The sequence below is a fragment of the Paenibacillus sp. FSL H7-0942 genome, assembly GCF_045040715.1.
Lineage (GTDB): Bacteria > Bacillota > Bacilli > Paenibacillales > Paenibacillaceae > Paenibacillus > Paenibacillus amylolyticus.
Genome location: NZ_CP150279.1, coordinates 4,385,655 through 4,410,822, shown reverse-complemented (window position 1 = coordinate 4,410,822; position 25,168 = coordinate 4,385,655). Strand labels below are relative to the sequence as shown.

The following is a 25,168-nucleotide window of genomic DNA, read 5'->3' as shown; positions in this document are numbered from 1 at the left end:
CGTGAGTCAAGTAGTCAATAAGTTTGATTTCACCGTTATAGATTACACGACAACTCAGTACGGTTACCTGTTTACAGTCGGAACTACAGGAAGCAGGCCTGAGGATTATCGATTTATATACATGCCTTACAGCCGGTATCCAAGTGTCCTGATGCTTGATTTTTACATGGCAAGATCGATCTCACATGGATTTAATCATCAACTTGTGGAAGCGATTCGCAAGGATCTGGAAGGAGAAGAACGATTTATTGTCCTAAGTGAAGCTAAACAGGATAAAGAAGGACTTCTGCACAGTTCCATGGAAGGATCGAGCTCAGGTACCAAGCAAGGCGATGTCATGGAATTTTCGTTTGAAATGCAGCGGTCTGCGTTAATTGAAGCTTTGGAGATGGATCATCAAGATGAGGGCCACAGACCCGGAGGTTTAAAGGACTCATTCATTCCTGAAGATATGTCAGAGGGCTGGCGCGTAGATAACGATAAAGAGCTAAAGATTGTCCGTAATTTGGGTTTAACTCGTAACTTTGTTAAGAATCTGGATAAGCTGGAGCCTGGAAAAATCAGTTTCAGGGTTAGTGAATTTGGGATGATTGCGGACTATGCAGATAGTGCAGAGCAAGATAACAGCTCTGAACTGGTGATTAAACAATTGATACACTCTGTTCGAAACGATAAACCGGATATGGATGTGGCAGAGGTTTTCGAGAAAGTGGAGAAGATCATTGGACGCCGGGCACAAAATGACTTTTTGTTAGAAGCCATTCAAGACCACTTCAGAAGTACAGAACTGGAGAGAAGCCTTCAATCCCGGAAGGTAAGCAAACAAGACGTGGAAATTCTATATCAGGATCTGCTAGGTTTACGTGATGTTCATAAAGAAACATTTGCTGAACAAGCTACCATGATTGGGAAAAGGGTAGATGATCATCAGCAATTATCCATTCTCTCTGATATGTCAACTGCTTATATTCGTCGATTTCAGGAAATAAAGTATATGCACCTTGATCGCACGTTGCCGTTAGCCCAAAGAGTGTATAACACTTCACAATTGACACTCATGCGGACACTGGGAACAGCTATGCGAGCAGCAACGTTTGGCGGAACGACTACAGGCAAAATTGTTCAAGCAATTAGAGACATCGATGAGAATATGTTTCTTTCACAACTGAATCAGGCTACGCGGGTAATTGAGAATGAAATGACAAATCATGAGAATGTATTTGCCAAACTGAAGGATCGTCAGTACCCCACAGTTCTGCATACCGAAATGAGAAGTACGCGAGAAGTCGACAAGCAACTATACTTTCATGATGATCTCAGTCATAGCAGCCGTGACCAACATCGAAATGCATTAGTCTTTCGTCCGAGTGATACCCTGTGGCATCCGCTCCAAGCTCACAGAATTATAGACAAACATCCGGCAACTACAGCATCCGGTATCATTTTGGCATCCAGAGATATAGGGACTATTACGGATGTGGAACGACAGTTTCCTTGGGCTGTTCGAGATCAAGCAGAAGATATGAACGTCATAGGTGATTTGACTACGGGGCAAAGAGTTTATGTGGAGAAAATGTATATTGAGCATAAGCGTCCTAAGGCACGACGAATTTATGTGGTTCATAGTGAGGTGGACCGTCATGCAGAACAGGCTTATCGTGAAAGTAAGGAGCACGGTTTTGTTTTCAGAGATTTGCAGGAGAGCAGAAGGATCAGTAAGGTTCCTGGGTATGTAGAGAAGGAGAGTAGGTTAGGCAAACGAGTGACTGCAGAGGCTCTTGAAATACTCAACAAGCAATCACTTGGTGAAAGGGAAAGCAAGTTCGATAGCTATATTGAGGACAAGTTCCATACTGCAAAAACAGAAAAAAGGAATTTGTTCATCCCGAACAGCGAGGAAGGCGCAGAAAGAAAAGCATCCTTTGAAAGTTATACGGCTGGTTCAACAACGGCAGAAAGAGCGTTGGCTCATGATTTGTGGTTACCTGAGTCTGAGGACCATTTGGCTGACAAAGAATTATTACGTTCTACCATGCTCGAAAAGCTAAATTTGTATGGAAAGAACGATGAACAGAAGTATGTACATCTGACTGACAAACCACTTGTATCACATAGAGAGTCTAAAAAGCTACACCTGGAAACAATCCTGCAATCCATCCGAGATAATAGCCGACCAACCATGATTCGGGATGAGCTTTTGGACAATTTGGTTGGTGGAGGATGGTTGGGGAATAAAGCATACCCTGGATATCTGGACGAGGAATTTATCGTAGGGGAGATCTTGGAGAACAGTCCGGCAGTCATCCTGGAAATGATGATGGAAGCTGTGAATAATGCAGACGCTTCGGTTTATTTTGATGAACCGTTTTTGGCTGGGGTTAGAGAGCGGGTAGATGCGTTAATCGATTGTGGGATCTTAACAGCTGATAAAGAAGGAAGCAGATCAGGCATCATTTCCTTTAATTTCGAAGGTGTGAAGGAATCTCAGCTTGGTGATATAGGGACGGAACTCTCAGAAGCATCCAAAGATTTGAGCATAACAGTACTTGAGGATGAATCTCCATCGGCTGAACTGAACAGACGTAATTCTACTCTAGAGACAGACGTTTTCGAGGGAGTGAAAGTAAAGGAAGATCAGCATGGCGAAATTACGGAAGTCATTTACGGCGCAGATTTTAATGCAAGACCGGCTATTATTGAGTTTGAAGATTCATTAGGTTACCTGAATCCTGGAGGGGGATTATTCCCGGATGACCCAGCGTATGAAGGAAGTCAAGTTGAACGCAGAGGACAAACCTTTGATGAGTACGGGATAGGCGCAAAATATAAACGGGACGGAATGGCTCTCGACCATCATATCGTGAGTTCCAACATGAACCGTGAGAGTGTGATTCATACCGAATTTAATATGGGCGGGGTTTCCCGGTATCGATATGGAATAATTGATGATGAATACACCATGGGTGGCACGAACTTACGCCAGATGCTTTTGAACAGCGAATATGCTATTGGAACGTCAAAGACTCGTGAGGGATACTCGTATGATCAACAACTTATGGCTACTAATCCAATAAGAGAAGGTTTAATCAGTGGTGAGTACTCCATAGGCACAGCCAAGATCAGACAGTTGTATTTGAATGAGAGCTATTCTATTGGCATGATTGAACCACGTCAGGCAGCTATTGATATAGATCACTCACTGGCGACTTTGGAATGGAGATCTGCGCTGCTCAGCGAGGATTATTCCATAAGCAGCTCGAAATATCGAGATGGAGTAGCTGAGATTGGATATACGCTTGGTTCATCGTGGGCAAGAGAAGGTGCGATGGATATTGAGTTTAACGAAGGTATGCGGCAAGCTTGGGAATCCACGTTGGTAAATATTACTCCTGAAGCGATTAGGGTAGATCGATATGGATCGGTGCAAGATGAGATATCTCTAGCCACTACTGTAATGAAATCTGCGAATCTTGACGATATGCTGACGGCTCATTCAATCATGCGCAAAGGACAATTGAACGTTGAAATCATTTCGGATAACATGAACAGATTATCCCTCATGCTTGAAGATAACCATTTTACAAGAATCGTGAAAGAGGCATCAGTTCATGAAATTGAGAGTGAAGTTGTCAAGTTACGCTTGAGTGAATTGCATGGTGAGGGTTGGTACGGTGGTAAAGGTATCAGAGATACTGACTTGGTCGAACTGATCTATGATTCGATAAAGAGTAAAAAGGATTCAGCACTGGATCATGATGTGATTCTTGCATACAAGCATACTCATGACGCTTACCTTCATGAGACAACTGATAGCACGATTGAAAAGATTGCTAATCTTGAAGAACAACTTATAGCGGATAAACCGCAAAATGGTTACCTTGACCTCACGTTACCACTAGGCGGTACAAATCTGAAATATGCAGATGTTCCAGTGGAATCTGTGGGTGGGACGGGGCTCACTTATGGAGATATACCTGTAGAGATTGTTGGCGGAACAAATCTGAAGTACGGTGATGTTCCGGTTAAGATTGTTGGTGGAACAAACTTGAAGTATGGAACAACAGAGATTGTACTCTCAGCGGACAAACCCCAGTACGGCAATATGGAAGAGAATCTGCTCGCCGACAAACCGCAATATGCATATTTGGAAGAGAACATGTACGGTCTGAAAAATGCCAAAGAATCCACTATTGATGAGCAAATTCATGCGTTTAAAAACGGTAATGAAGCTGATTTGATCCAAACGCTTGAGTTAAATAAAGAGGATAGGTCAGCATTCCTTCATGACAACCTTTTGGGGGTAAAAGCTGAAAGATGGGCGCATACCCATGAGACGATCAATGATGTAGTGAAACTGCGAAATGGATCGTTGGATCAGGACATGTTCTACGGAAACAAGGAATTTAATGAATCCATTTTGGACATGGAACTGGTTGGCTTCCAATATAAACAGCTAGACCTGATCCGAAGCGAATATGCTTACCTTAAAACGAGAGACGTTCATATTGAAGATAATTCGTTCATGAGCTCCAGAAGTTCTTATGACGCGTATAACCATCAATTGGATTCTGGAATGAACTTGTTAAGAAGCACGACTCTGGATTGGGAGCAGTTCGCAGCGGAGAAAATAGATCGATATGGTCATTCACATGAAATGGAAAGTGGCGTTGGGGGTGAGCGAGCTGGTGAGCATTTCGATGGGATATACGGGACCACGCTTCAGAGGTTTGCATTCTCAGGAGACGAGTTAAGTTACGGAAATAGTCTGCCATACACAAGTTACGTTGTTAATGACGGCCAGAGCTTTGGCAGTAAGTTAATAGACCCGGGTTATCTTAGTGAAGATGTTTTTAAAGGGATAACTGAGGAACGTGAATCCAGCATAGAAAGAGAGTGGCCGACTGGAACAGCAAACGCCAGATTGTCTGAAATTGAAGATCCTGATTCTCTCATGGCTTCATTTGAAGAACGCTGTTCTCAAGTCATCACAGGTTTTATTTTCGCTGAAAGACCTGAGAAACGAGCAGAGTATCTGGAACAGTTGCACGTGTTTCTTCCCGAGAGAACAGCTCATCTTATGGAAATGTATCACGAAGCCAAGATGGAACCACGTGAGAGCTTCACACTGAATGATCATCCGGTGGCTGAACGGGAATCCGCTGATGCTTACATTCCGATGATGGACACCATGGCACAGGGTCTCATATTCGATTACTCGGAAGATCTGCTCGATCGAGGGATGGATCCTGAAGATTGGGAAGGTGGTTTGGGTGTGCCGGAGGACTATGATCCGAATGATCCATTTAATGTGTACTATCCGTATTCCATGGATATGGATGCGCTGGAATTATCCCAGTCTGACGATTGGACTAAATTCGGTCAAGGCGATTGGGATCGGGATCAATTGCTTGGAAAGTTTTATTCTAAGGCAGATACGAAGGACATCAGTGGATGGTACCGCAATAATTTCCTGGCTGAGACGTATAAGTTCTCCATTGATTTCAAGGTGGATGCAAGTACGGATGGGAATGGCGCAGGAATTATTTTCAAATACTTCGATGAAAATAATTATTGGATGTTTATGGTTCACGGAGGAGATAGCGATAACAGTCTGGATATGAGAACGCCGATGCAGCTATATAAAATCGTTGCTGGCAATCCAACTGCAGTGGGTTCTCCGATGCAACCCTTTAAGTGGGAGAAGGAAAAATGGTATACATTGTCCGTGTCGGTCATGAAAAATAAACTCCAGATCTACACAGATTCGAAATTGCAATATGATCTGACGGGCACCGATTAACTCGGTGCTCTTTTTGTCGTATAGAGAGATTGGGAGGTGATTGGTATGGGTCATACATTTGGTTTGTTCTCCAAGTCACAGAAAGGTGTATTGTTCGCCAATATGAGAGCGAAGATTGCGGACGAAAGTTACGGCAACCCCAATAACCCTGCGTATTTACCGCAGAGTCCCAATGCACCGAGGAGTGAAACGGACCGGCATGGTGAAGAAAATAATCCTATTCTGGGTGATCCAGGTTACGGTCAGATAGGACGATGGCAGACGGTTCAATTGGATGCACTGGAAAATAGTATTGATCAAATCATTGAGCAATATCTGAAAGATAAGTCGTGGTATGCGAGTGTACGATGCCGTGAAGCACTGTGGAATATGTATCGCAGGATTGAATGGTGGGTAGAACAGCAGCAGCCTCCAGATAAAACACAATATCAGCGAGTACTGCAGATGATTAAAGATTGTATTCACAAGATTCTTGAAAATGCTCAGAAGCCTGGCGGTAGTCATCATGGTGTATCATTGCCCGTTTGTCCGGCACCCTACTACCATCATTTTAGTGGGAATTACTTTAATCATTTTGATGCAACCGTATATGAGATTCCACTCTTTTCAATGAAAAAGGACGTCCCGTTCTCGAATAAATTCCCTGATTTCTTCAGATATGTATCATCGACGGAGGATCAGGAATGGGTAGCTGTCCACTCCGTAGGCCGAAATGAACAATCTGGATCAGAGATGATCTTAAAACTGGATTTAGGGCTTCTGGAGATTGGCAACTCATCCAAAATCACATTTAACTGGCGTGTGAAGCGTTATGGACAGATCAGGTTCAAGTACCTGGCTAGTGCCAAGCGCGGTAATGGCATGCTGTTCTATATTAATGGGCAGCAAGTTGGGGGCGAATGGAGCGAGAATAGCGGATGGCAGGAAGCGGCTTTTACGTTGCAGCCAGGACAGATGTACAAGTTCGACTGGTTAATTCGCAAAATGAGACCTGAAGTATGGCAGAACAATGGCATCTATATTAAGGATGTTGAAGTCGTTGAGATTGTGGATACACGTAAGCCGCCTGCTCCGAAAGATTACGATCTGGATGGTGAGGACGTATATGAGTATGGAAACTGGGTTGTAAGATCACCGCAAAGTGTGGCACAGGCCCATTTTAAAGGACAGTTCATTACGGATGATTTGCGTAAGAAAACCATGACGATGGATCTGGATAACGAATGTGATGGAACGGTTTCATTTGCTTACAAGATGGGGGTGGATGAAGAGCCGTATCCCGATCATGATTATCAGTTGTTTTTTGATGATAAAATGCTTGAACGCACTCAGCGCGGGGATGGAGATCATGGCAGTTATGCTACATCAGTGCATGGTGTGGAGTGGAGACTGAATGGGGAATATTCAGAAACGGAGACTAACCAGGCTAAAATCGAATATGAAATTGTTGCAGGGCCGGATACGACCGTGGACTTGAGAGGTTCGCTCGAAGTAACTTGTCCTCCGCGAGAGATTGATCATTGGGAACCGTTTCACTATGGACAAGGAATTGGAAAATATCAATGGTTAATGTCGGGAAATCCGAGATGGATCCGTAAAGAAGATATTTTACGTTTGGATGAACCAACGGAAGGGAATATGATAGCACAGACAGAGGTGATATTAGATCATGAGGGGTGGTTTGTATTCAGTTACGCGCATTTGCTTAGACCTACTGAAGCTTTTGAAGTAAAAGTTAACGGAATGTTAGTACATTATACGTCCATGCAAAGTGCCAGGGAACTAGTGCGTATTCCATTAGAGGCTGGACACAACATCATAGAGTTTCATATTCAAGATAGATTGACAGAGGAGCCATTTAAGTATCAGAAGAATCATTTGTTCACCTATGGTAATAACACGGGTAATACATACCGTACAACGTCACCGCTAGGTTCATATGTTGATGTGACACGTGGATGGGATGTAACCGATGCTGGAGCATCTACACAAACAAATGGAGATACAATTACATACAGCGCAGAGCTCAATCCTGGTGCCAAATTAAAAATTAAAGAGCACATGCGAATCTATCCTGCAATGGATTCCAATTATGACCCAGATAAAGGGACTTCAAGAGACATCGAAATATTTGGAGAATTATTTAATAAAAAGGATGTGTATAAACCGTCTTTGAAATTTATTGGTGGTTGGAAATGGAAAGATATCAAACCTCCGCAATATAACCCTGACAATCCCCCTGATCCAATCCCGGTTGGAGATGGTGTAATGTGGGCGCAGGGACATAACCAAAATTTTATTTGTGAATTTACAGCTTCAATGAATAACTCTGGATATATATGCTGGCAGTATGGTGGCGACTTTGATACGGGGGAGAAGTTGGAACTACAAATAGATGGCATCAGCGTATGGACAGGAAGTCAATCCAACGGTGATAAAGGTACAGATTGTATGTATCCCCTCCCTGCTGGTAATCATATATTCCGCTGGATATACCAGGATGGGAAGGCATATACTCCTAGTGCGAGAAGTTCAGGAGGCTCCGGAGGCTCTGGAAATACCGGTGGAGATGGTACAGCAAATGAGCAAATAAGAGATGTAGTCACCGATCCTTTTGGACAAAGCTGTTTTCCAGCAGGTACTCAAACTCACAAAATTCAATATGGGCAAGTCCCATATGACGGAAACTCAGCACAGTCTAGCCAGTGGGGATGGAAGAACGATGGATTAATTTATAGTGATAATGGTATGCAGGGTATTAAAGTGCTGGATGAAGGTAAGACAGTCACACGGTATTTTAAAGCTCCACCTACTGGAAGTATCTTATACAATGAGCAAATTACCGTTTATCCGGTGAAAAATAAAAAAGTTCAAGGTCTAAGAAAAATTATTCCAACTATCATTCCAAGTTCAGGAGTAAGATATCCTAAATTTTTGGGAACATCTTATTGTTCTATAAACGTTAAAGGTACAGAGCCAGGAGATAATAATTCTGATTTTGATAGTAAATACACGAAAAAAATAGAAATTTCTTTTCATTGTGAAGGAAAATTCAGACTTAACTATAAATTTATTAGTTACCTTGTAGACAAGAACCCAAGAGCTAAACTTAGAGTATATTTCTATCCTGAAGGTCAGTCAAAACAAAAAAAGCTAATCCATGAAGAGAATAACAACAGAGGATACAATAGTACCACTGTTGATTATGACAGTTTCACCAATGAATTTTGGGAAAAATCGGCAGCATCCTATCAATCTGATGTAATTAATGTACCCCGACCAGGTAGGTATACAGTAAGTATTGGAGTTACGGATACCTATCCAGATAATGATCAAAACAAGCAAAATGTCCGCTATCATGCGACTATTGGTAATTTGCAGATACATACTGAAGACCCTTACAGTAAAAATGAAAATAGTTTGATTGGGTATCCCGATTATGATTATGAAACGAAAGTACAAGCAGTAATATGGGATTTAACACTAGATATGCAAGCGGGAAGTGCCACTTATAATTTATTAAACGGAGAGCCTAGAAAATTTACAGACAGCTTTAAAACTTTAACACCTGGTCATACCTATCGAATTGAGTACACCCTTCATAAAAAAAGGGGTGAAACTACGGCTTCTGGATTGGATGCTGGTGGATTCACTCTCAGCGGAGGTAGCTTTTTAGAGACATGGGATGCTTTCTGCGGAGACGCTCAGGGATTACTGTATGGAGAAGGAGAGTCTCCACATCCAAGTGAAGACTCATGGAATCCGCCCGGACCAGTTACGACTGCGCCAGATGGTGGAAGTCATGCCTGGCTCGATGTAATTCGTTTATATAAAAATACAAGTAGAGCTTGTTCCGGAACGAAAATTGTCATCGAAACTCTTGAAGAAGGCCAAGTAATTGATACTCGACCATTCACAAATGAAGATGACCAAATCATTTCTATTGAGGTAGAAAATACATCAGATCAGAAGAAAAGTTATGAGGTTCGCATTCGATTTGAACAGGGCTGCCCGGGAGATGGAGCGATGATCTGGGGCGGATCGATGCAACTTGACGATATTAGCAAATTAGATCCATCCTGGGCTGAGGTGACTCACTTTGAAGTTTGGAATAACAAACCAATCTGGATGGGCGGCTGCGATAACAGTAATATGCGCGTAAAAATTACCCGCGAGGATGGAAAAGTGTTATGGGATGAAAAGTATTACGGGGATGGGTATCGTGGCTTCGAACTGAATGATCTGGCTCCCAAGCCTTATAGCAAGTATAAGGTGGAGATTACAATAGATCAGAAGGGGCAAATCAGCGATTGGACAGGAAAACGATATCTAACCACCTTCCGGGTGCATGACTTCAAAGCCTACGAAAGATGGGTGTGGGTACCTGAGCCATTTGATTGTCAGCTCGATTTCTTCATTGACGATGAGCTGATCAAAACATTCACCCAAGAGGGTGGATACTATACATTTTCACATCCAGTGCCCAAAGGCAAACATGAATTCAAATGGGTGTTCACGTCACTTCAGGAAGTGGGTACGCGTAGTTACGAATATGCTAATCTGGACTGGATGGAGCTGACCAACTGGATATGTGATGACGTCTATGTCATTCCTTACTGCGAAGGTGGTGGTGGAGATAAGTGTGTTGAAGCGCTTATTAAATGTTTGCTGGAAGTTTGGAAAGCAAGGCCCAAGATGTGTGTGATCGGTAAACGTATCTGGCTATTCACGTAAAGAAAGGAGGTTCTGTATGGGTGTTGTGAGGTTGAAAGAGTCAGGCAGGATTTATGAGGATGCGTTCGTAAGCTCCAACCTGGATTCCAAATGGGAAGTACTCCCTAACGATGCTACTCGCTATGAAGCGGGTAGTGGCAGCCTGGTGCTCAAACATGGTCAAGATCCGCTGTATATGTTCTATAAACCTTTGACAGATATGAAGCAATTCGTCATGGATGTGAAGAACAGTTACAATCCCGATACAGAGGGATGTTACGGTGGAGTTATCGTGTTTGTAGATGAACATAACTACATGGAGATTGAAGAGTTTTTGGATATGTCCTTGCCAAAGCCTTTGCTTAAGACTTACCCGTGGATACGTTTGATTCGAGATTATAACTATTATACGGCGTATTGGTCGGATGATGGGGTGATTTGGAACATCATTGGTTCTGTAGAACTGGTGGGAGTCCCTAAAATTGGTCTTTATCTGAAGGGTGAAGGGGATCACCCCATGCATATTCAGTATATTCGAATCAACAAAGGAACATCTATTACCGTAGACAATCTAACCAAAGGAACTGTGGTTGATCTAATCGATCAGAATGGTGTTGTGCTTGAGTCCAGGGTATGCCGATCTGAAGAAACGGTTGTACATTTTAACATGGATCCATATTCATATCCGTTTGAGGGCAATTTTGGGATTAGGCTTCCGGATGGAAATCGGTTTCAGGCCATGGATTCTATAAAGTTATACAGGGGAGACCTAATGTATTTTGAGGTTACACCAGATTTATATTACAAAGAATCAAATCCTGAAACAGGAGAAGATTTCGATGTGCTTCTCTATCCCAACACGGATCGGTTTCTAGGCTATTTAACGGCAGGTGGTTCTGCTACACAAGAAGTTCGAATGTTTGCCAAGAACCCCATGATTTCAGGAGACTTTAAAAATGTAACCTTTGCGCTCACAAACGGGACGGATAAAGTGCAGATTGCGCCTGATGTTGAAGGCATTCCTGGGTCTTTCAGCTACTCGATCACCGCGTTTACCATTCTACCAGGAGCGTCCTATCCATTCTGGCTGCGAATGGAAAGGGAAGAATCTCAAGACAGGTATGCTTCCCAGGTCAAATTTTCGCTACAGATGTATTCGACATACATATGACTTAATCGTATTGGAGTAATTACGTATAGATCATGTAAGGCATGAATGGAGGTGGTCAAATGTCAGTAAGAATTAACCAGTCTCATCGATCATCCGCCAAGAGTCATAAGGAATTAAGTGATATTGGGGTCCGTACGCATGATGAGATTGATTCCTATCTTGCAGAGTTGGAAGAAGCCAGAGGGTCTGCGCTCAGTCTAGGTGACCGAATCACACTCGTAGAAGAATCTGCACACGATAGCCGAGATGCAGTAAAAGATCATGAGCAGAGATTAGGCGATGTCGAGACTAAGGTTACTTCAAACAGCTCACGATTGGATGATGTTCAGCAGGATATTCTGACGGCAAGAGCAGATGTCAATACCATTTCCAAGAGTCAGGATGACCATGAGAAGAGATTGAGTCTTGCGGAGACGGAGATAAAAGAAGCACGTGGAGCAGAGGCATCCATAGATCATCGATTTGACACGTTGGAGAAAGCGATTGAAGTTGTAGCGAAGCAACCCATTCAGGATCTCAGTGTTACCAACCCCACGTACCTAGATGCAAATAACAGTGTCCAAGTTACGATTAATGCAGGACGAGCCAGTATCAACAAGGTTATTGTAGATCAATTTACCCAGACATTCAGCATTCCAGACATTGTGGCAAATACGACATATTATATTTTTCTTCATGAAAATGGGCAGTACTCTTACAGTTCAGATCAAGAAGAGCCCAAGGATGCCATGATCATTGGTGGACTCGATGTTGGAGTTTCTCCAACAACTTCACTCACGGCTTTGGATTTCAGGTATTTCTTAACAAAGGGATCTGTTGAAAATGACATGTCAGCATTGGGAATTCGTGTAGATGATCTGGAAAAAACCGTTGGTGAGCAAACCACAACAATTGTTACACATCATACGGCGATCAAAGCGATGGAAGCCCAATTAGAAGCAACTGCTAAAGAAGTTGTGGTTTCAAGAGAAGACAAAAATGGAGTCGTCTATGATGCTCTCAAGGACAGACTCGACAACATGCAGAGTCGTCTTGAACTCGCTGAGAGTCGAGGCACTATGGAGCATCAATCCGTATTCCATTTCACTTCTGCTCCTAACAGCAGGTTGTCGACGACTAGAGATTTTCAAGTGCCCAGATATGTGATTGGTTCAAATTCTGCAGAGGTATTTCTGGATGGAATACGCATGGATGCAGGAGACGATTACATTGAATATAATGATACGCTTATACGGTTTACTTTTGATGTGCCCAAAGAAGCCCGAGTAACTGTCATTGGTCGTGGGTCAATTATTAACACCACTTCGGTAACCGAATATACCTATTATCCAGATGGAAAAGTGCATACGGAGAAGATTGATGGAGGGATCAACCGCACCATTGAGCACTTCTATAGCCCGGATGGAAATCTGGAACGACAGGAGGTTACTGAGAGTAACGGACAGATCAAGTCCATTGAGTATCAGCGTGACATTACGGGTAGAGTACTGCGCGAAATCAACAATGGTGCAGAGTATTATGTGCTTCAAGGAGGTGCTACCTTCGATGACACGGACATCCGGAGGAGACTTGTCTTTCTTGAAGGAAGTACACTTGAGCTGGATGTCATATATAACTACTTCTCTAATGGTGACATTGAGTCAGAAGAAGTGTTCTCATTAGAATTGACTCCACAGCTATTGAAGAAAACATCGTTTACTTACAATGCAGACGGTACCGTTAAGACTGAGACCTTGATCTATGATGGCCAAGGAGTTCAGAAGGGATTTGAATATGATGCTAGCGGTAACATCAAACAAGTAAAAATTAGAAAGGTTGTGATTTGACGTGACGAGGACCGTGCAGGATGTGAAGTTTGCACTACATACCATCATGGATAAATTAGTGGGCAATCACTTAGAGCCATTCAGTACAGAGGAAATTGAAATTCTAATCTTTGCTTTTGAAAGCAATATTCTGTTTGATAATGTGGCTCATAAGTTTCTGCCTTCACTTAAAGGGCTACCTGAAATTCATGAGGCTGCTAGTGGTGTGGAGACAGAGGATGGAGCTGGGGACAAAGAGCAGTCTTATCAAGAGAATTTCATAACAGAGAGAAGTGACATGGTGAAAACAGTCTTGTTAACCGTACTTAAAGAGAACATCTTTCACGAAATGAAAATCCGATTTGGTGCTTAAGGAGGTGGGATAGTTGGCTGAAAATATTTTGTTAGGTGCCCTGCGTCGCTATGAGTTTTATTCTTATTCTTCTAATTTGATTGCAGAGCTTTACAAAACAGTTAGTCAAGATTTATATGGGGATATACATTGGAACTGGACTTATGAACCATCTAATGAATATTCAATTCCAAGGAGTTGGACTCATCCTAGTAGGAGTGATGCAAATCTGGGCACTCTTACGGCTCAAAATATAAAAGATCCAAGTATGTTCTTCACAATTAGTATGAATGTTTCTAGGTTTTATACACCCAATTACAGCAGAGATTGCACTAGGAGTTATATGCTTAGAACAGGTTTGAGAAATAATGGTTCGATTGTGAAACCTGATCTTTATACCAATGTAGGAGCTGTAACCGAAATTCCTCTGAATACTTGTATTAACGAAGCGTATTCAAATTTATCTAATGCTCCTAATGTTTACTGGAAGTGGACTCTATTCACTAATTTTAATTACATCTATTTATTTGGTGAGGCACAAAATTACATTGGCGATGCAGCCTATCCTGTTAGATTATATCTTGGCAGAATGAAGCCTTTTGAGGAAGAAGATCCACTTGTGGCAAATGACTTTGTGGGAATTTTTGGTCATTATCCAGTTGGGATGAATATTGCTGGTGTTGAATTGAAGCATAATACAGGCAGAGGCTACGTGAGGACATCAAGAAATGGTACAAGTAATGCGTTATATCATTTCTCAACGAGTTCTCAAGTTCCTTCTCCGGGTTTAGGTGGAAGGTACTTTATCTCTCCTTTTTATGTCTGGCATGGAACGGAAGGAGTAAGGGGAGAGTTCTTCGGTATACGTACTGCCGTACTAAGAAATTCGAGTATGTACCCGGATGGTTCAATTCTTGACCTGGGGGATGAGCGCTATTATGTATTCCATGTGAATGTTCAGCAGCATCCGGCAACTCATCAGGGATTTTTTGCAACTAATGGAGCTTACTACAATGGTCAACCCTACTTCTTCGATTCAGCGTTACTTCTCGGTGGCGGACAACGGGTGTTGCTATTCGAGATCGAGAAGGAGGTGTAGTGCATGACCATGATTCGCAGACACGAGTTTACCAGTACGCTAAGCTTATTTACTTCAACGCTTGTTAACACATTGAAAGATGCACTCGATCCTTACTGGGATACCATACATACGGCCGAAACGACTTATGCCAACTGGGGAAATGCGCTGCTTACCAATAAAAAAAATACATCCATGCGATTTACCATGTGTGTGATTGCACACGCCAGGGGAGTCAACATTCGCTGGGGACTGAAGAACCTGGGAAGCAATTTGGCATCACCAGATCTATTCGTAAATTCGCCAGTGGACACGGATAAATTCATGACGGAAACGCCATTCTTGTGTCATAACGTGCAGTACAATGTGAACTATAAGTGGTCTGTAATAACGAATGAGGATATTCTGTTTATCCATGGAGAGAGTCTGAACTACCCGGAACGAGCTTACCCAGTACGAATATTCCTAGGTAAATGCGAGCCATTAGAGCAAGAAGACCCGGCGATTGCCAATAAATTTTATGGCGTTTTCCCACATATGCCTTTATCTGCTTCGGATAACAACACATCAGATCAATATGATACGCCGAGAGGTGTCGTTATGACTTCACGGAATGGAACGGAGTACGCACTGTACAATTTTGGGACAGAGTCCATCCCTTCTCCAGGTGTAGGTTCAAGATACTATGTTACGCCTTTCATGGTCTATCATCCATCTGAAGGAGCTAGGGGTGAATTCAAGGGTATGCGTTCCATTGTATTTAAAAACAGTGCGCAGCACCCGGACGGATCGATCCTCGATCTTGGCAATGATGGCAAGTATTACGTCTTTCATGTCGTAGATCAGGATTATCCGAATACAGACTATGGACGTTATTACTACAATTCGAACCTAGCTCCTGTGTATTCAAGGCCGAAGTTCTTCCATGGTGCCAGACTGCTTGGTGGTGGACAAAGAGCGTTACTTTTCCAAATATAGGAGGTGTTTATGAGGAATGGCTAATTTCACAGGCAAAGTTAAGATGAATGAATTATTCGCAAATATTGTTCAAGGCTTTAAAACGATTGCGGGATCTCCCTGGTCCATTTTTTACGAGACAGCGAGTGTAATCGTGCTGAAATCGGTGGGCACAACAGGTTCAGATAAACTGTTTTTTAGACTTGAGGTTGGAAACACGAAGGGAACTACGGGAAACAAATTGACCGTGAGTGTGGCTGAAGATGTGATGGCAACAGATGGTAGTATTCCTTTGGGCAGAGCCGAAGTGAATAAGGACTTCCTATGTCATACAAGTGCCGTTGATACGAATCTATTAATCGATTACCAAGTTTCAGTACAACCAAACCGTATTATTATTTATTTGCAGGGGGATGTGAACTCGGTTACCGGTATATCCAATCTGGGTTACTTCGGAATTCTGAACAGGTATGCCACAGAGACGGATTCCTCGAGTTTGAGTGTTGGCCTCAGCTACAACGGGGATAACGGTATCCGGACGTTGCGTGATAAAGATAAACAGATGGTGAATAACATTTATGATGCTTACTCTGCCATGCTTCCTGTTAATCCAGGGTGGGGGTCTCTTTATCATCTTGCTCCAGTTATTATGTGTAATGGTGTGGAAGGCCCTAGAGGCGAACTTATTGATATTTATGCGGTACCTTCTGCCGGAGTTTCCCATGGAGATGAGATCAAAGTGGGCACTAAAACATATAAGGTATACTCGCTGTCGATTGGTGGACAGAGCTTCTTATCAGGCGCTACGGTTGCTGTCCTGATGAATTAAGGTGGTGATGGACATGACTATACTTCAAGGGAAAGTTGTAGGGACCGCCGAGAGCGGTTCTCTCTATACCCAGAGTAAGGCGGCAGTTCTCCATGGCATTGGATACGATCTTGATGCTGTTCCGTTAACCATTGAAGGTAAGGAAATAGTCTATTTATTAGGAACGTTATCCACTACGGCTGAATTAATTGACATCTACCGTTGGGGTACATGGAGGATGCTGGACAACCATAATGATCAATTGATTGGATACGTTACGGATAAATATATTTATGGGCCACGAACCAGAGTGGGAGTTCCTGATGAAAAAAATATGATACTCAAGCATAAATTTTTGACCCAGTCCAGTGGAGTAGGTTTAATTCGTGATACCATAAGAGGCCTCAAAGTGAAACAAAATTATGCGGGGCTCGATTGGTGTATTAAGGTCAAGATTCCTGTCCAGCAGGCTGGGTTAGTGGGGAAAACGTGGGGGGATTGGTCCTACAGCGGAAGTGGCAACACATCTGATAGTCATCTTCGTCCACGACGGTATCCGGATACACATATTCCTAGAAGGAGGGAAGGCTCTTGAACAGGACATGGAAACTGATGGAGGAGATGAGAAAAGTGCTATTGCCGGTATCGTTTGCCCAAAGAGTAGAGTATGTTGGCGGTGGGGCGAAGGCAATGATTGATATTCCCATGGAACATCCTCGATTCATGATCAAAACGATTAGGGTCATTCCGTCCAGAGAGACGAATGTGGAAGTTCATGTTTTGAACAGTGCGGGTCCACATCCAGAGGTTCTCTATTTCAACAATGCCCAATACTCGACGGGAAATTTTATGGAAGGGATTTACGATATGATCGATTTGCCATATGAGGACGTAGATGGGACTTCAACACTTCACTTGTCGTTAAAAAATCTGGGTACAGATGTGGCCAACTTCGATATTGAGGTCGTTGGTTTGACTACAAGGTGAGAGGAGGACCACCACATGGATATTGTTTCATACAGCAAAGCTGCCAAAGTAGAACGTGAAGTTAAACAAGCCAGGGATTCTTATGCCTCACTTGATAGCAGATTGGACGCAGTGTCAGTAGGGAACGTGGTCTCGGTCAGACTCAAAACAGAACTTCCAACCGTAGGTGAAGCAGGAAGATTGTATTTGGTACGCCAAGACTCAAGCAATCAAAATGAATCAACGACCTATACATACATCGGTGGGAAATATGTAAAGGTGGGTGGTGATCGAGTTTCGAACCATCCTGAGAATGGAGTGATTAATCTTAATGGTGCCAAAACGGTGATCTATAGCCATCCTGATACACACAGTGCTGATATGTTAACAGATGGAAGTCATAACGTTATCATGACTCTGAACGAACGTGAAAAGTTGTCCAACATCGAGCTTGAGGCCAATCATTACACACATCCTGACACACACAGTGCCGATATGATCAGCGATGGAGAAACCCATGTGAGCATGACTTGGGGTGAACGAAAACGCCTGAATGTCATTGATCCGTGGGAATCGATCAGCGATTTGGTAGATTATACGGATGTGGTTACATATTTTGCTTTTGACAATCAGGGAAGAGTTATTCGACAAGTCGTTACAGACAACTACACCGAGCAGCTTGTTAGAGAACCTGTACTTACCATGCCGGCTTCTCCAGAAGGTTATGCACAGGATGATTCCTTCTTGGTCATTTCGATTGGTGAGATATATCGATATGATGGTCTAGACTTCGTGCAGCTTCCTACTTTGGTTGATGTCATCTATCAGTATGATGATGAGGGAAGATTGGTGGCCAAGTCCATCACCAGGTTGGGAACAACACCTGTTCAAACTAACTTCCAATATATATATGACTCATACGGCAATCGTATAGCGGTTAAGAAATACTAATACGGAAGGATAGCATATGCTGTCCTTTTTTTCTTTTAACAACGAAATAGTTTGTGTATCCCATATCTGCATTGAAGATTAGCATTAACATTTAACTGGTCAAGACGTATAGAGAAAGTAGTATGAGAACGTAATTATTCCGGGAGGTAGTATACGATGAATATTGAACTTACTGCTCATTTCTATTTCAAGGGAAGTGGGAAGAAAAAAACGGTGAACTGGATAGAAGATAATCCTAGATTACAACAGAAAGAGAAAGATTCGGATAAGGTCGTACGCGAAATCCCGTTAACTGGGGATGAGGTTAAGCAAGAATATCGCCGACTATTCACCAAACACAAGAACGAGGGGAAATCGATCACGTTGGAAGATACAGACGATGTGGTTCATATCATTGATCTTACCGATGTGCGAAATATTGAATTGACCTCTAAGGAGGGGAATACAGATGCTGTACAGGCTGACCTTTGCACTGAATGATGAGGAAATTGTCACTACGGAGATGACATCGGATAAGGAGGATCTGGTTGGAGCTACGGAAGAAGCATTTGATTTGATCGAAAAAGACTATGGTGCCAATGTCGTTTTGAATCTGGTTGCGTTTAGCCTGCTCAAAATAGAGCTTACCAATGAAATGATAAATTAAGCGTAAAAGCTAACTAATGTTAGCTTTTCAGCACCAAGTGTTAGTTTATTTGAATAATTATAAAATATAGTTAATAAAGTGATATACCCCAAGCCTAGTTCTGGGGTCTATTCCTTTTTCATGAAAAGTTGATAGTGACTTGATTTAATGCATCCATTGAAACTTGTCTTGTACAAGCAGTTTTGATTAAACTAGGTTGAATTCATATGTTCAGGGGCAGTAGAAGGGGTCAGGATGATTGGCAAGGAGGGATGGGACATTGAGATAAAAGACTTGGAAAGAGAGCTCGCAAAGTTGGCATCCAGAATAAGAAAAGATTTTACTGAGCGCGGGCCGGTAGATACCAGAGTCTCTATCATGAATCATTTTATCATCTTAAAGTTTACAGCAAAATTCACCAAGCCTGAAGCATTCATGCTGGAACATATGCAATCACACTCAAGTCAAATTTTCGCCGAATACAAGATGAAGCTAGCACATATGATGAGAGAAGATTTCAACCCCGTTTTCTCCTATATCAACATGGGTCTGAAGATCGAAGACATCGAAACAACATTTTTTGGTCATGATTTTGCAGAGCAGATTACAGTCTTCAAGATGAACAAGGATGTTGAAGTGCTGCTGAAAAATGATGAGATTAACATGCCTTAAGATCTATTAACTAACGTTTGAATACTGGACAGGTTCTTAGGAACTAATTTTGTTGTTGACAATATCCTACATATTTCCTTATACTACCCTTATGGCGATCGAATAGATTAATAATCTTGACGAAGCCTATAACCTTGTTAAAGAACTTGAAGGCCATATCTTCGGTAATTGGGACGAAATAGATGTCAGACCAAGACCGACACATTCCACCATTTTGGTATTTTCCAGTGGTGCGCTCTGTGTTGGTCTTTTTGTTTGTAAAAAATGCTGCTTTACCTTTCACCGTATACTTCGTATATAGTCAGTAAAAGGCAGATAAGCGAACGAAATAAATAAATGTTGCGAACATTAGTTCGTATTTGTTATTCTGAATGTAATAGGATGGGAATGGGGAGGCGGATCAAAGGGAGATTTCTTGATTGTTTGTGTGTAATTAGGCTCATTAGCTTCAATTGTGTGTAACAAGACTACATATGGTATATGAGATTTCGGGAGCAAAAGCGGGAATGTAGAGTAAGATCATGCTGGATAACGACTAGATTGTGAAGAAAGAATACGATTACTGATAATTAAATAGTTAATGGGGGAAATGAATAATGTCTGCTACAACTGCTATGGGTTTTGATGATTTATTTGAGATTGGGGATATAGACATGTTCCTGAATAAAGCTCAGGAGAAGTGTCGTCACAAGCTTAGAGGTAAAACATTTGCCGGGATGGAGAAAGAAGATGTGACCCAGGAGATTATGATCAAATTAGTTAACTCCCTGGACAAGTATGATGCAGAAAAGGCCAAAATGTCGACGTTTGTTGATCATCTTATCGAAAATAAAATTAAGGACATGTACCGCAAGTGTATGTCTGAGAAAAATCTCAGTGTGGTTAATGCTGTACAGATCATGTGCACGGATCAGGGTGGTGGCGATGAATCGGAAAGCTCAGACATCGCATTAGCGCTTGGTCATGCGGGGTTTGCTTATGAGAATTTTGAGTTTGTAACAGATATTATGGAAAATATGAGGCTGAACGAACGTGAGAAACAAATCTTTAAGCTTCGGACTTCGGGGTATGAATTTGTAGAGATTGCAGGAATGCTAGGTGTATCCAAGGCACGTATATCCCAGTTATGGAAAGCGATTCGTGAGAAATACGAAGCATTGTAGTCATAAGTGGCAATTAATAGCCTAAGTTAGATGAAGATAGATTCAGTAACCTACATAGAACAGAGAGAGCACCCTTAACTGGGTGCTTTTTTATGTCGTATAGAGAGATTAGTACAGAAAGAAAGGCGGAACAAGGATGCTTAGTGTGGTGGTTTTAGGATTTTCTGTGGAACGTCTAGAGGGGTATTCGGATATCGCTTGGGCAAGTCATGATTCTTCGACAGCTTCTGATTTAAGCAACAGGGAGTATGCCTTGATCATTGAGAAAGTAGTGGTACGGGCTGATGCTGTCTTGGTTAATCTGGGTATGGATCATTTGACCTCTACTGATATTGTGATCATGCATCATGCTAATATACATAAAAAACCGATCTTGGGTGTAGGTTTCAGGCCATTGGAGCCTGTCATCGAAGATTTTGTCTCCAAACGAGTGGCTGATCTGGACGTGGCTGTACATCATATGCGGACGAACTATATGGTCTTAAGCAGCGGAACCAATACTTCATCTACGGCTCCAATTTAACTGCCGCTCCGATAACACGTATAGAGAATGTAAGGGCAAGAATATTCGCTAGACTTTAACTAATGGAGGAATAATTCAATGACTCATATGATCAAAGCAAAAGATGATAAATTAACGGAAGAAATCGTAGCCAGTATGATTGGAAAGTATATCCACGCGCCGACCAATATGCATGAAATCCAGACGCCAACCGGCGCAACAACGAAAGCCAACGTATGGTTTGCTGGTCGTGTAGCTGGTTACGAAAAAGCCGTTATTGGATTCAACTACGAAGAGGGTACCTTTCATGAAGAACTACAGACATTTTATAACGTTCATTTAACGGATGGTATGGGGTACATTCTGACAAGTGCTTACGAATTGGAGATTCATGAACTGACCGAAGAGGAGTTTAATCAACTCATTGAAGAGAAAAAGGAAGAGGAACAAGACTCATCTGGTGAAGAGCAATGAAGGTGTTAAACTACGCCTCGGATTTAGCTGTAAAAACGTTTGTGTCCGCTAGCGCTACAGGTGTGGAAGAATTAATCAACGCATGGATGTTATCCAAACCACACACGTTCGTTACCGGACTGGAGTTTACCTCCACCGTTGATCCATCCAGTAACACGTTGGAATTTGCAGCAATCATTGTATATCAGCCAAGTGAACAAGACCAATCCTAACGTATGTATGAGATTATTCCTTCTATAATATAGAGCTTTCAGTAAGGAGGTGGGCGAATCTGTTGCTTACTTTAGAAAGAGTAATAGGTATTGTTGTTGCGGTGGTGGTATTAGCTTCACAATACCAAGCAACGGAAGCAGAGCAGGTAAAGCCAATGAAGCAGGGAAAACAACAGAAACAGCAGAAACAAGTTAAATCGGTTGCTCCTGAGCACATACAAATGACGGATATGCTTGAGCAGTATATAGAACTCCACCATGAGAAAACAGTGAGCCGGACAAAGCTGCTGAAGTATGTGAGGTGGGTAGTTCAATATTCGAAGGATACGGATATCGATTCCGTCTGGATTCTGGCAATGATGTGGCAAGAGAGCCGGATGTTAGAGGAAAGTGTATCATCTCATGGAGCGATTGGTTTACTTCAGATTCTTCCGAGCACAGCGAAAACGTTTGGAGTTAGCAAACAGGAGCTACATCAGCCTGAAACGAATATCAGGACAAGCATTATATACTTGGAATATCTTATGGATAAGTACGACGGAAATCTTCGTACGGCAACCATTGCGTACAATCAGGGGGAGGGCAATGTAGATAAGGGAAAGGCTCGCCCCTGGTACTACAATCAAGTGAAGGAACATCATAACAAGATGCTTGGAATAATCAAAAAAGGTCAATAAACATCATTTAACAATAGAGTTTGAATACTATAAGATCGGTTATCAATTTTACATAGGGAGATCCAAATGGGAAAATTTCCAGAACATATTAGCACGAATTTGCAGGTAGATAAGAAGCACTACACAATGGATGACGTAGAAAATATTGAACGTTGTAAGCTCGATGAGCATTTCCTCGGGGATTGTATTTTGGTCAATGAGAACTTGATTTGGCATTCTGTTCATAAGTATATTGGAAAGCCCGAAATGATTATTAAGAATCATTGTGTGGAGAAGGATGATATTCTTCAACTGGGCCGTCTGGGATTCATCAAAGCGGTTAAAGCATTTGATACGGGGCGTGGCGTAAAATTCAGTTCGTTTAGTGTTACTGCGATTGTCAGAGAAATCAGATGTTTTCTGAGAGATAGTGCAAGCATTATTCGTCCAACTCGCACAGCTACGGAATTAATTAACCGAATCAATCGACTTGAGCACGATATGGGCTACCTCCCACCAGCACATGAAATCGCATTGTTGCTTGATGAGGAAGAAGAGAAGATCAATAAAGCACTTCAAGTGGGTAAAGGTGTGAAATACCTGGATGAGCCTGTAGGTGCTGATGATCAACAAACTCAATCCGTGACGTTGATGGATACCATCTATAGCGGGGAGAATATTGAAGAAGATATTTTGGACAAGTTATACGTTGATGCGGTTATTGATTCGGTCAAGCGCAAGCTTAGTGAGAAAGAAGTGACTGTACTGAAGCATCGTGTTGAAGGGTTTAATCAAACCCAGACCGCAGATATGGAAGACATTAGCCAGATGAGAGTCTCTAGAATTATGCGAAAAGTAGCTAAAATGCTGGATAAAAAGGATCAGGCTTGATTGTCGTCTAAGCACTTCATATCTTATATAATGTCTCATACATAACGTCCCTCCCGCATCCAAGCGTGAGGGATTTTTGCTGTTTTTGCCCTATGGGACATACTCCAAGTTGTCCGGACATAAGATAGTACAAGATTCCAAGTGACCCGGAGGAATGAATTGATGCGAAAAATAACGAAAGTCATTGCATGCATGCTTATCCCTGTCTTCTTGCTGTCTTCATTAGGGGCAACTCAAGCCCAGGCAACGATTCAAGGTCCGTCTACACATGCGCAAAGCGCTGCTCTCATTGATGTCACATCAGGCAGGATCTTATACAGCAAGGATGGGGATAAAGAACTGCGAATTGCCAGCTTGACCAAAATCATGACAGCGATCGTAGCGATCGAACACAGCAAGCTGGATGATAAAGTGAAAGTGTCTCCCACGGCTTTTGCCAAAGAAGGATCTTCTCTCTATCTCAAGTTAGGTGAAGAGATGACGCTTGAAAACATGTTGTACGGGCTCATGCTCCGTTCAGGCAATGACGCGGCCTCTGCGATCGCAGAACATGTCGGTGGATCGGAAGAAGGCTTTGTCCTGTTAATGAACAAAAAGGCGGAGCAAATCGGTCTGACGCATTCTCATTTTATGAACCCTCATGGACTGGATGCAGAAGGTCACTATTCAACAGCTAACGACTTGGCACGATTAACGGCATATGCATTGCACAATCCGGTGTTCAAACGCATCGTAGCCACGGAGGACAAATCCGCACCGAACCCCAATGAAAGCTGGGAATACTCTTGGCACAATAAAAATAAAATGTTGCGGATGTATGAAGGTGCGGATGGAGTGAAAACCGGCTACACAAAAAAAGCTTTCAGATGTTTGGTCAGTTCCGCTACACGTAACGGACAGCAGCTCGCCGCAGTAACGCTGAACGATGGAAACGATTGGAACGATCATGCTCGGATGTTAGATTTCGGGTTTGAGTACTTCCCGTTGGTAGAGGTCGCGAAGCAAGAACAGCCTGTGCAAAATACAGATGTTGTTACGGGCCGGGGATTTTGGTACCCACTGGCTGAGAGTGAGAAAAGTTCATTGACCAAGAAATTGATACTACACGAAAATAGAGGACAGTCGGAAAAGGAAGACAAGAAAAAAGCGACAGATCCTTCGTTTGGATTGGCAGGTCGCATTGATATGCAGCTTGACGGCAAACTTGTTGGCTCAATTCCCGTGTATCGCAAAGGCAGTTATATTCCTCCTGAACCGAAGACAGAAGATGCAACGCTGGGTGGAATCGGTGATGTCTCTTCCTGGGCAGCTGCATGGCGCGCCGTGTTAAGCCATCTGTTGTCTCCTTAGCTAAATCGCCATTGAAGGGAGG

Annotated in this window: 21 protein-coding genes; all 21 read left to right on the top strand. The window is 42.5% G+C overall.

All coding sequences use genetic code 11. From position 1 onward, the window contains the following. The first annotated feature begins 1 nt into the window (after position 1). The 21 genes from MHI48_RS19570 to MHI48_RS19470 all read left to right on the top strand — a co-directional run bounded on the left by MHI48_RS19570 (position 2) and on the right by MHI48_RS19470 (position 25,146). Positions 2-5,800, top strand: a complete 5,799-nt coding sequence (locus MHI48_RS19570) for a hypothetical protein (protein WP_405141506.1) — start codon at positions 2-4, stop codon at positions 5,798-5,800. A 270-nt stretch (positions 5,801-6,070) separates the two neighbouring features. Further along, positions 6,071-10,534 carry a hypothetical protein gene (locus MHI48_RS19565; RefSeq protein ID WP_405141504.1) on the top strand — a complete coding sequence of 1,488 codons (4,464 nt, stop codon included), beginning with the start codon at positions 6,071-6,073 and terminating at the stop codon, positions 10,532-10,534. A gap of 16 nt (positions 10,535-10,550) precedes the next feature. Beyond that, on the top strand, positions 10,551-11,684 hold the full coding sequence (locus tag MHI48_RS19560; RefSeq protein ID WP_051449829.1) for a hypothetical protein: 1,134 nt from the start codon (positions 10,551-10,553) through the stop codon (positions 11,682-11,684). Between the two features lie 59 nt (positions 11,685-11,743). Continuing rightward, positions 11,744-13,510, top strand: a complete 1,767-nt coding sequence (locus tag MHI48_RS19555) for a hypothetical protein (RefSeq protein ID WP_036672288.1) — start codon at positions 11,744-11,746, stop codon at positions 13,508-13,510. A 46-nt stretch (positions 13,511-13,556) separates the two neighbouring features. Next, positions 13,557-13,862, top strand: a complete 306-nt coding sequence (locus MHI48_RS19550; protein ID WP_179087859.1) for a hypothetical protein — start codon at positions 13,557-13,559, stop codon at positions 13,860-13,862. Between the two features lie 13 nt (positions 13,863-13,875). Beyond that, complete coding sequence (locus tag MHI48_RS19545) at positions 13,876-14,940, top strand: hypothetical protein (RefSeq protein WP_143781244.1); 1,065 nt, start codon at positions 13,876-13,878, stop codon at positions 14,938-14,940. A gap of 3 nt (positions 14,941-14,943) precedes the next feature. After that, positions 14,944-15,897, top strand: a complete 954-nt coding sequence (locus MHI48_RS19540; RefSeq protein ID WP_036672284.1) for a hypothetical protein — start codon at positions 14,944-14,946, stop codon at positions 15,895-15,897. A 16-nt stretch (positions 15,898-15,913) separates the two neighbouring features. Continuing rightward, positions 15,914-16,705, top strand: a complete 792-nt coding sequence (locus MHI48_RS19535) for a hypothetical protein (RefSeq protein WP_036672283.1) — start codon at positions 15,914-15,916, stop codon at positions 16,703-16,705. Between the two features lie 13 nt (positions 16,706-16,718). Then, positions 16,719-17,279: a hypothetical protein gene (locus MHI48_RS19530; protein WP_036672281.1), complete on the top strand. Its 561-nt coding sequence runs from the start codon at positions 16,719-16,721 to the stop codon at positions 17,277-17,279. Then, positions 17,276-17,671 (top strand): hypothetical protein, encoded by a 396-nt coding sequence (locus MHI48_RS19525; protein ID WP_036672279.1) that lies wholly within the window; start codon positions 17,276-17,278, stop codon positions 17,669-17,671. The genes MHI48_RS19530 and MHI48_RS19525 overlap by 4 nt, the downstream gene beginning before the upstream one ends. A gap of 15 nt (positions 17,672-17,686) precedes the next feature. Further along, positions 17,687-18,601, top strand: coding sequence for a hypothetical protein (locus MHI48_RS19520; protein WP_036672277.1), 915 nt, complete (start codon positions 17,687-17,689; stop codon positions 18,599-18,601). A 156-nt stretch (positions 18,602-18,757) separates the two neighbouring features. Next, positions 18,758-19,081 carry a hypothetical protein gene (locus MHI48_RS19515; RefSeq protein WP_036672275.1) on the top strand — a complete coding sequence of 108 codons (324 nt, stop codon included), beginning with the start codon at positions 18,758-18,760 and terminating at the stop codon, positions 19,079-19,081. Continuing rightward, positions 19,050-19,247 carry a hypothetical protein gene (locus MHI48_RS19510; protein WP_036607761.1) on the top strand — a complete coding sequence of 66 codons (198 nt, stop codon included), beginning with the start codon at positions 19,050-19,052 and terminating at the stop codon, positions 19,245-19,247. The genes MHI48_RS19515 and MHI48_RS19510 overlap by 32 nt, the downstream gene beginning before the upstream one ends. Positions 19,248-19,481: 234 nt before the next feature. Further along, positions 19,482-19,898, top strand: coding sequence for a Na-translocating system protein MpsC family protein (locus MHI48_RS19505; RefSeq protein WP_036607758.1), 417 nt, complete (start codon positions 19,482-19,484; stop codon positions 19,896-19,898). A gap of 596 nt (positions 19,899-20,494) precedes the next feature. After that, on the top strand, positions 20,495-21,061 hold the full coding sequence (locus MHI48_RS19500; protein ID WP_051447053.1) for a sigma-70 family RNA polymerase sigma factor: 567 nt from the start codon (positions 20,495-20,497) through the stop codon (positions 21,059-21,061). Between the two features lie 136 nt (positions 21,062-21,197). Continuing rightward, entirely contained in the window at positions 21,198-21,584 is a 387-nt protein-coding gene (locus MHI48_RS19495; protein ID WP_405141499.1) for a hypothetical protein, read from the top strand. Between the two features lie 78 nt (positions 21,585-21,662). Beyond that, on the top strand, positions 21,663-22,037 hold the full coding sequence (locus MHI48_RS19490) for a hypothetical protein (RefSeq protein WP_051449827.1): 375 nt from the start codon (positions 21,663-21,665) through the stop codon (positions 22,035-22,037). Beyond that, positions 22,034-22,249, top strand: coding sequence for a hypothetical protein (locus MHI48_RS19485; protein ID WP_076328297.1), 216 nt, complete (start codon positions 22,034-22,036; stop codon positions 22,247-22,249). The genes MHI48_RS19490 and MHI48_RS19485 overlap by 4 nt, the downstream gene beginning before the upstream one ends. A 62-nt stretch (positions 22,250-22,311) precedes the next feature. Next, positions 22,312-22,926, top strand: coding sequence for a lytic transglycosylase domain-containing protein (locus MHI48_RS19480; protein WP_076328298.1), 615 nt, complete (start codon positions 22,312-22,314; stop codon positions 22,924-22,926). A gap of 66 nt (positions 22,927-22,992) precedes the next feature. Continuing rightward, entirely contained in the window at positions 22,993-23,796 is an 804-nt protein-coding gene (locus tag MHI48_RS19475) for a sigma-70 family RNA polymerase sigma factor (protein WP_076251194.1), read from the top strand. A 162-nt stretch (positions 23,797-23,958) separates the two neighbouring features. After that, positions 23,959-25,146, top strand: coding sequence for a D-alanyl-D-alanine carboxypeptidase family protein (locus MHI48_RS19470; RefSeq protein WP_076328299.1), 1,188 nt, complete (start codon positions 23,959-23,961; stop codon positions 25,144-25,146). Positions 25,147-25,168 lie beyond the last annotated feature (22 nt).

Coding starts and splice junctions, on each gene's coding strand:
- MHI48_RS19520 (WP_036672277.1), top strand. CDS start 17,687: ATGGATATTGTTTCATACAGCAAAGCTGCCAAAGTAGAACGTGAAGTT.
- MHI48_RS19530 (WP_036672281.1), top strand. CDS start 16,719: ATGACTATACTTCAAGGGAAAGTTGTAGGGACCGCCGAGAGCGGTTCT.
- MHI48_RS19560 (WP_051449829.1), top strand. CDS start 10,551: ATGGGTGTTGTGAGGTTGAAAGAGTCAGGCAGGATTTATGAGGATGCG.
- MHI48_RS19495 (WP_405141499.1), top strand. CDS start 21,198: ATGCTTAGTGTGGTGGTTTTAGGATTTTCTGTGGAACGTCTAGAGGGG.
- MHI48_RS19540 (WP_036672284.1), top strand. CDS start 14,944: ATGACCATGATTCGCAGACACGAGTTTACCAGTACGCTAAGCTTATTT.
- MHI48_RS19470 (WP_076328299.1), top strand. CDS start 23,959: ATGCGAAAAATAACGAAAGTCATTGCATGCATGCTTATCCCTGTCTTC.
- MHI48_RS19510 (WP_036607761.1), top strand. CDS start 19,050: ATGCTGTACAGGCTGACCTTTGCACTGAATGATGAGGAAATTGTCACT.
- MHI48_RS19505 (WP_036607758.1), top strand. CDS start 19,482: ATGATTGGCAAGGAGGGATGGGACATTGAGATAAAAGACTTGGAAAGA.
- MHI48_RS19535 (WP_036672283.1), top strand. CDS start 15,914: ATGGCTAATTTCACAGGCAAAGTTAAGATGAATGAATTATTCGCAAAT.
- MHI48_RS19550 (WP_179087859.1), top strand. CDS start 13,557: ATGGATAAATTAGTGGGCAATCACTTAGAGCCATTCAGTACAGAGGAA.
- MHI48_RS19515 (WP_036672275.1), top strand. CDS start 18,758: ATGAATATTGAACTTACTGCTCATTTCTATTTCAAGGGAAGTGGGAAG.
- MHI48_RS19490 (WP_051449827.1), top strand. CDS start 21,663: ATGACTCATATGATCAAAGCAAAAGATGATAAATTAACGGAAGAAATC.
- MHI48_RS19555 (WP_036672288.1), top strand. CDS start 11,744: ATGTCAGTAAGAATTAACCAGTCTCATCGATCATCCGCCAAGAGTCAT.
- MHI48_RS19475 (WP_076251194.1), top strand. CDS start 22,993: ATGGGAAAATTTCCAGAACATATTAGCACGAATTTGCAGGTAGATAAG.
- MHI48_RS19500 (WP_051447053.1), top strand. CDS start 20,495: ATGTCTGCTACAACTGCTATGGGTTTTGATGATTTATTTGAGATTGGG.
- MHI48_RS19485 (WP_076328297.1), top strand. CDS start 22,034: ATGAAGGTGTTAAACTACGCCTCGGATTTAGCTGTAAAAACGTTTGTG.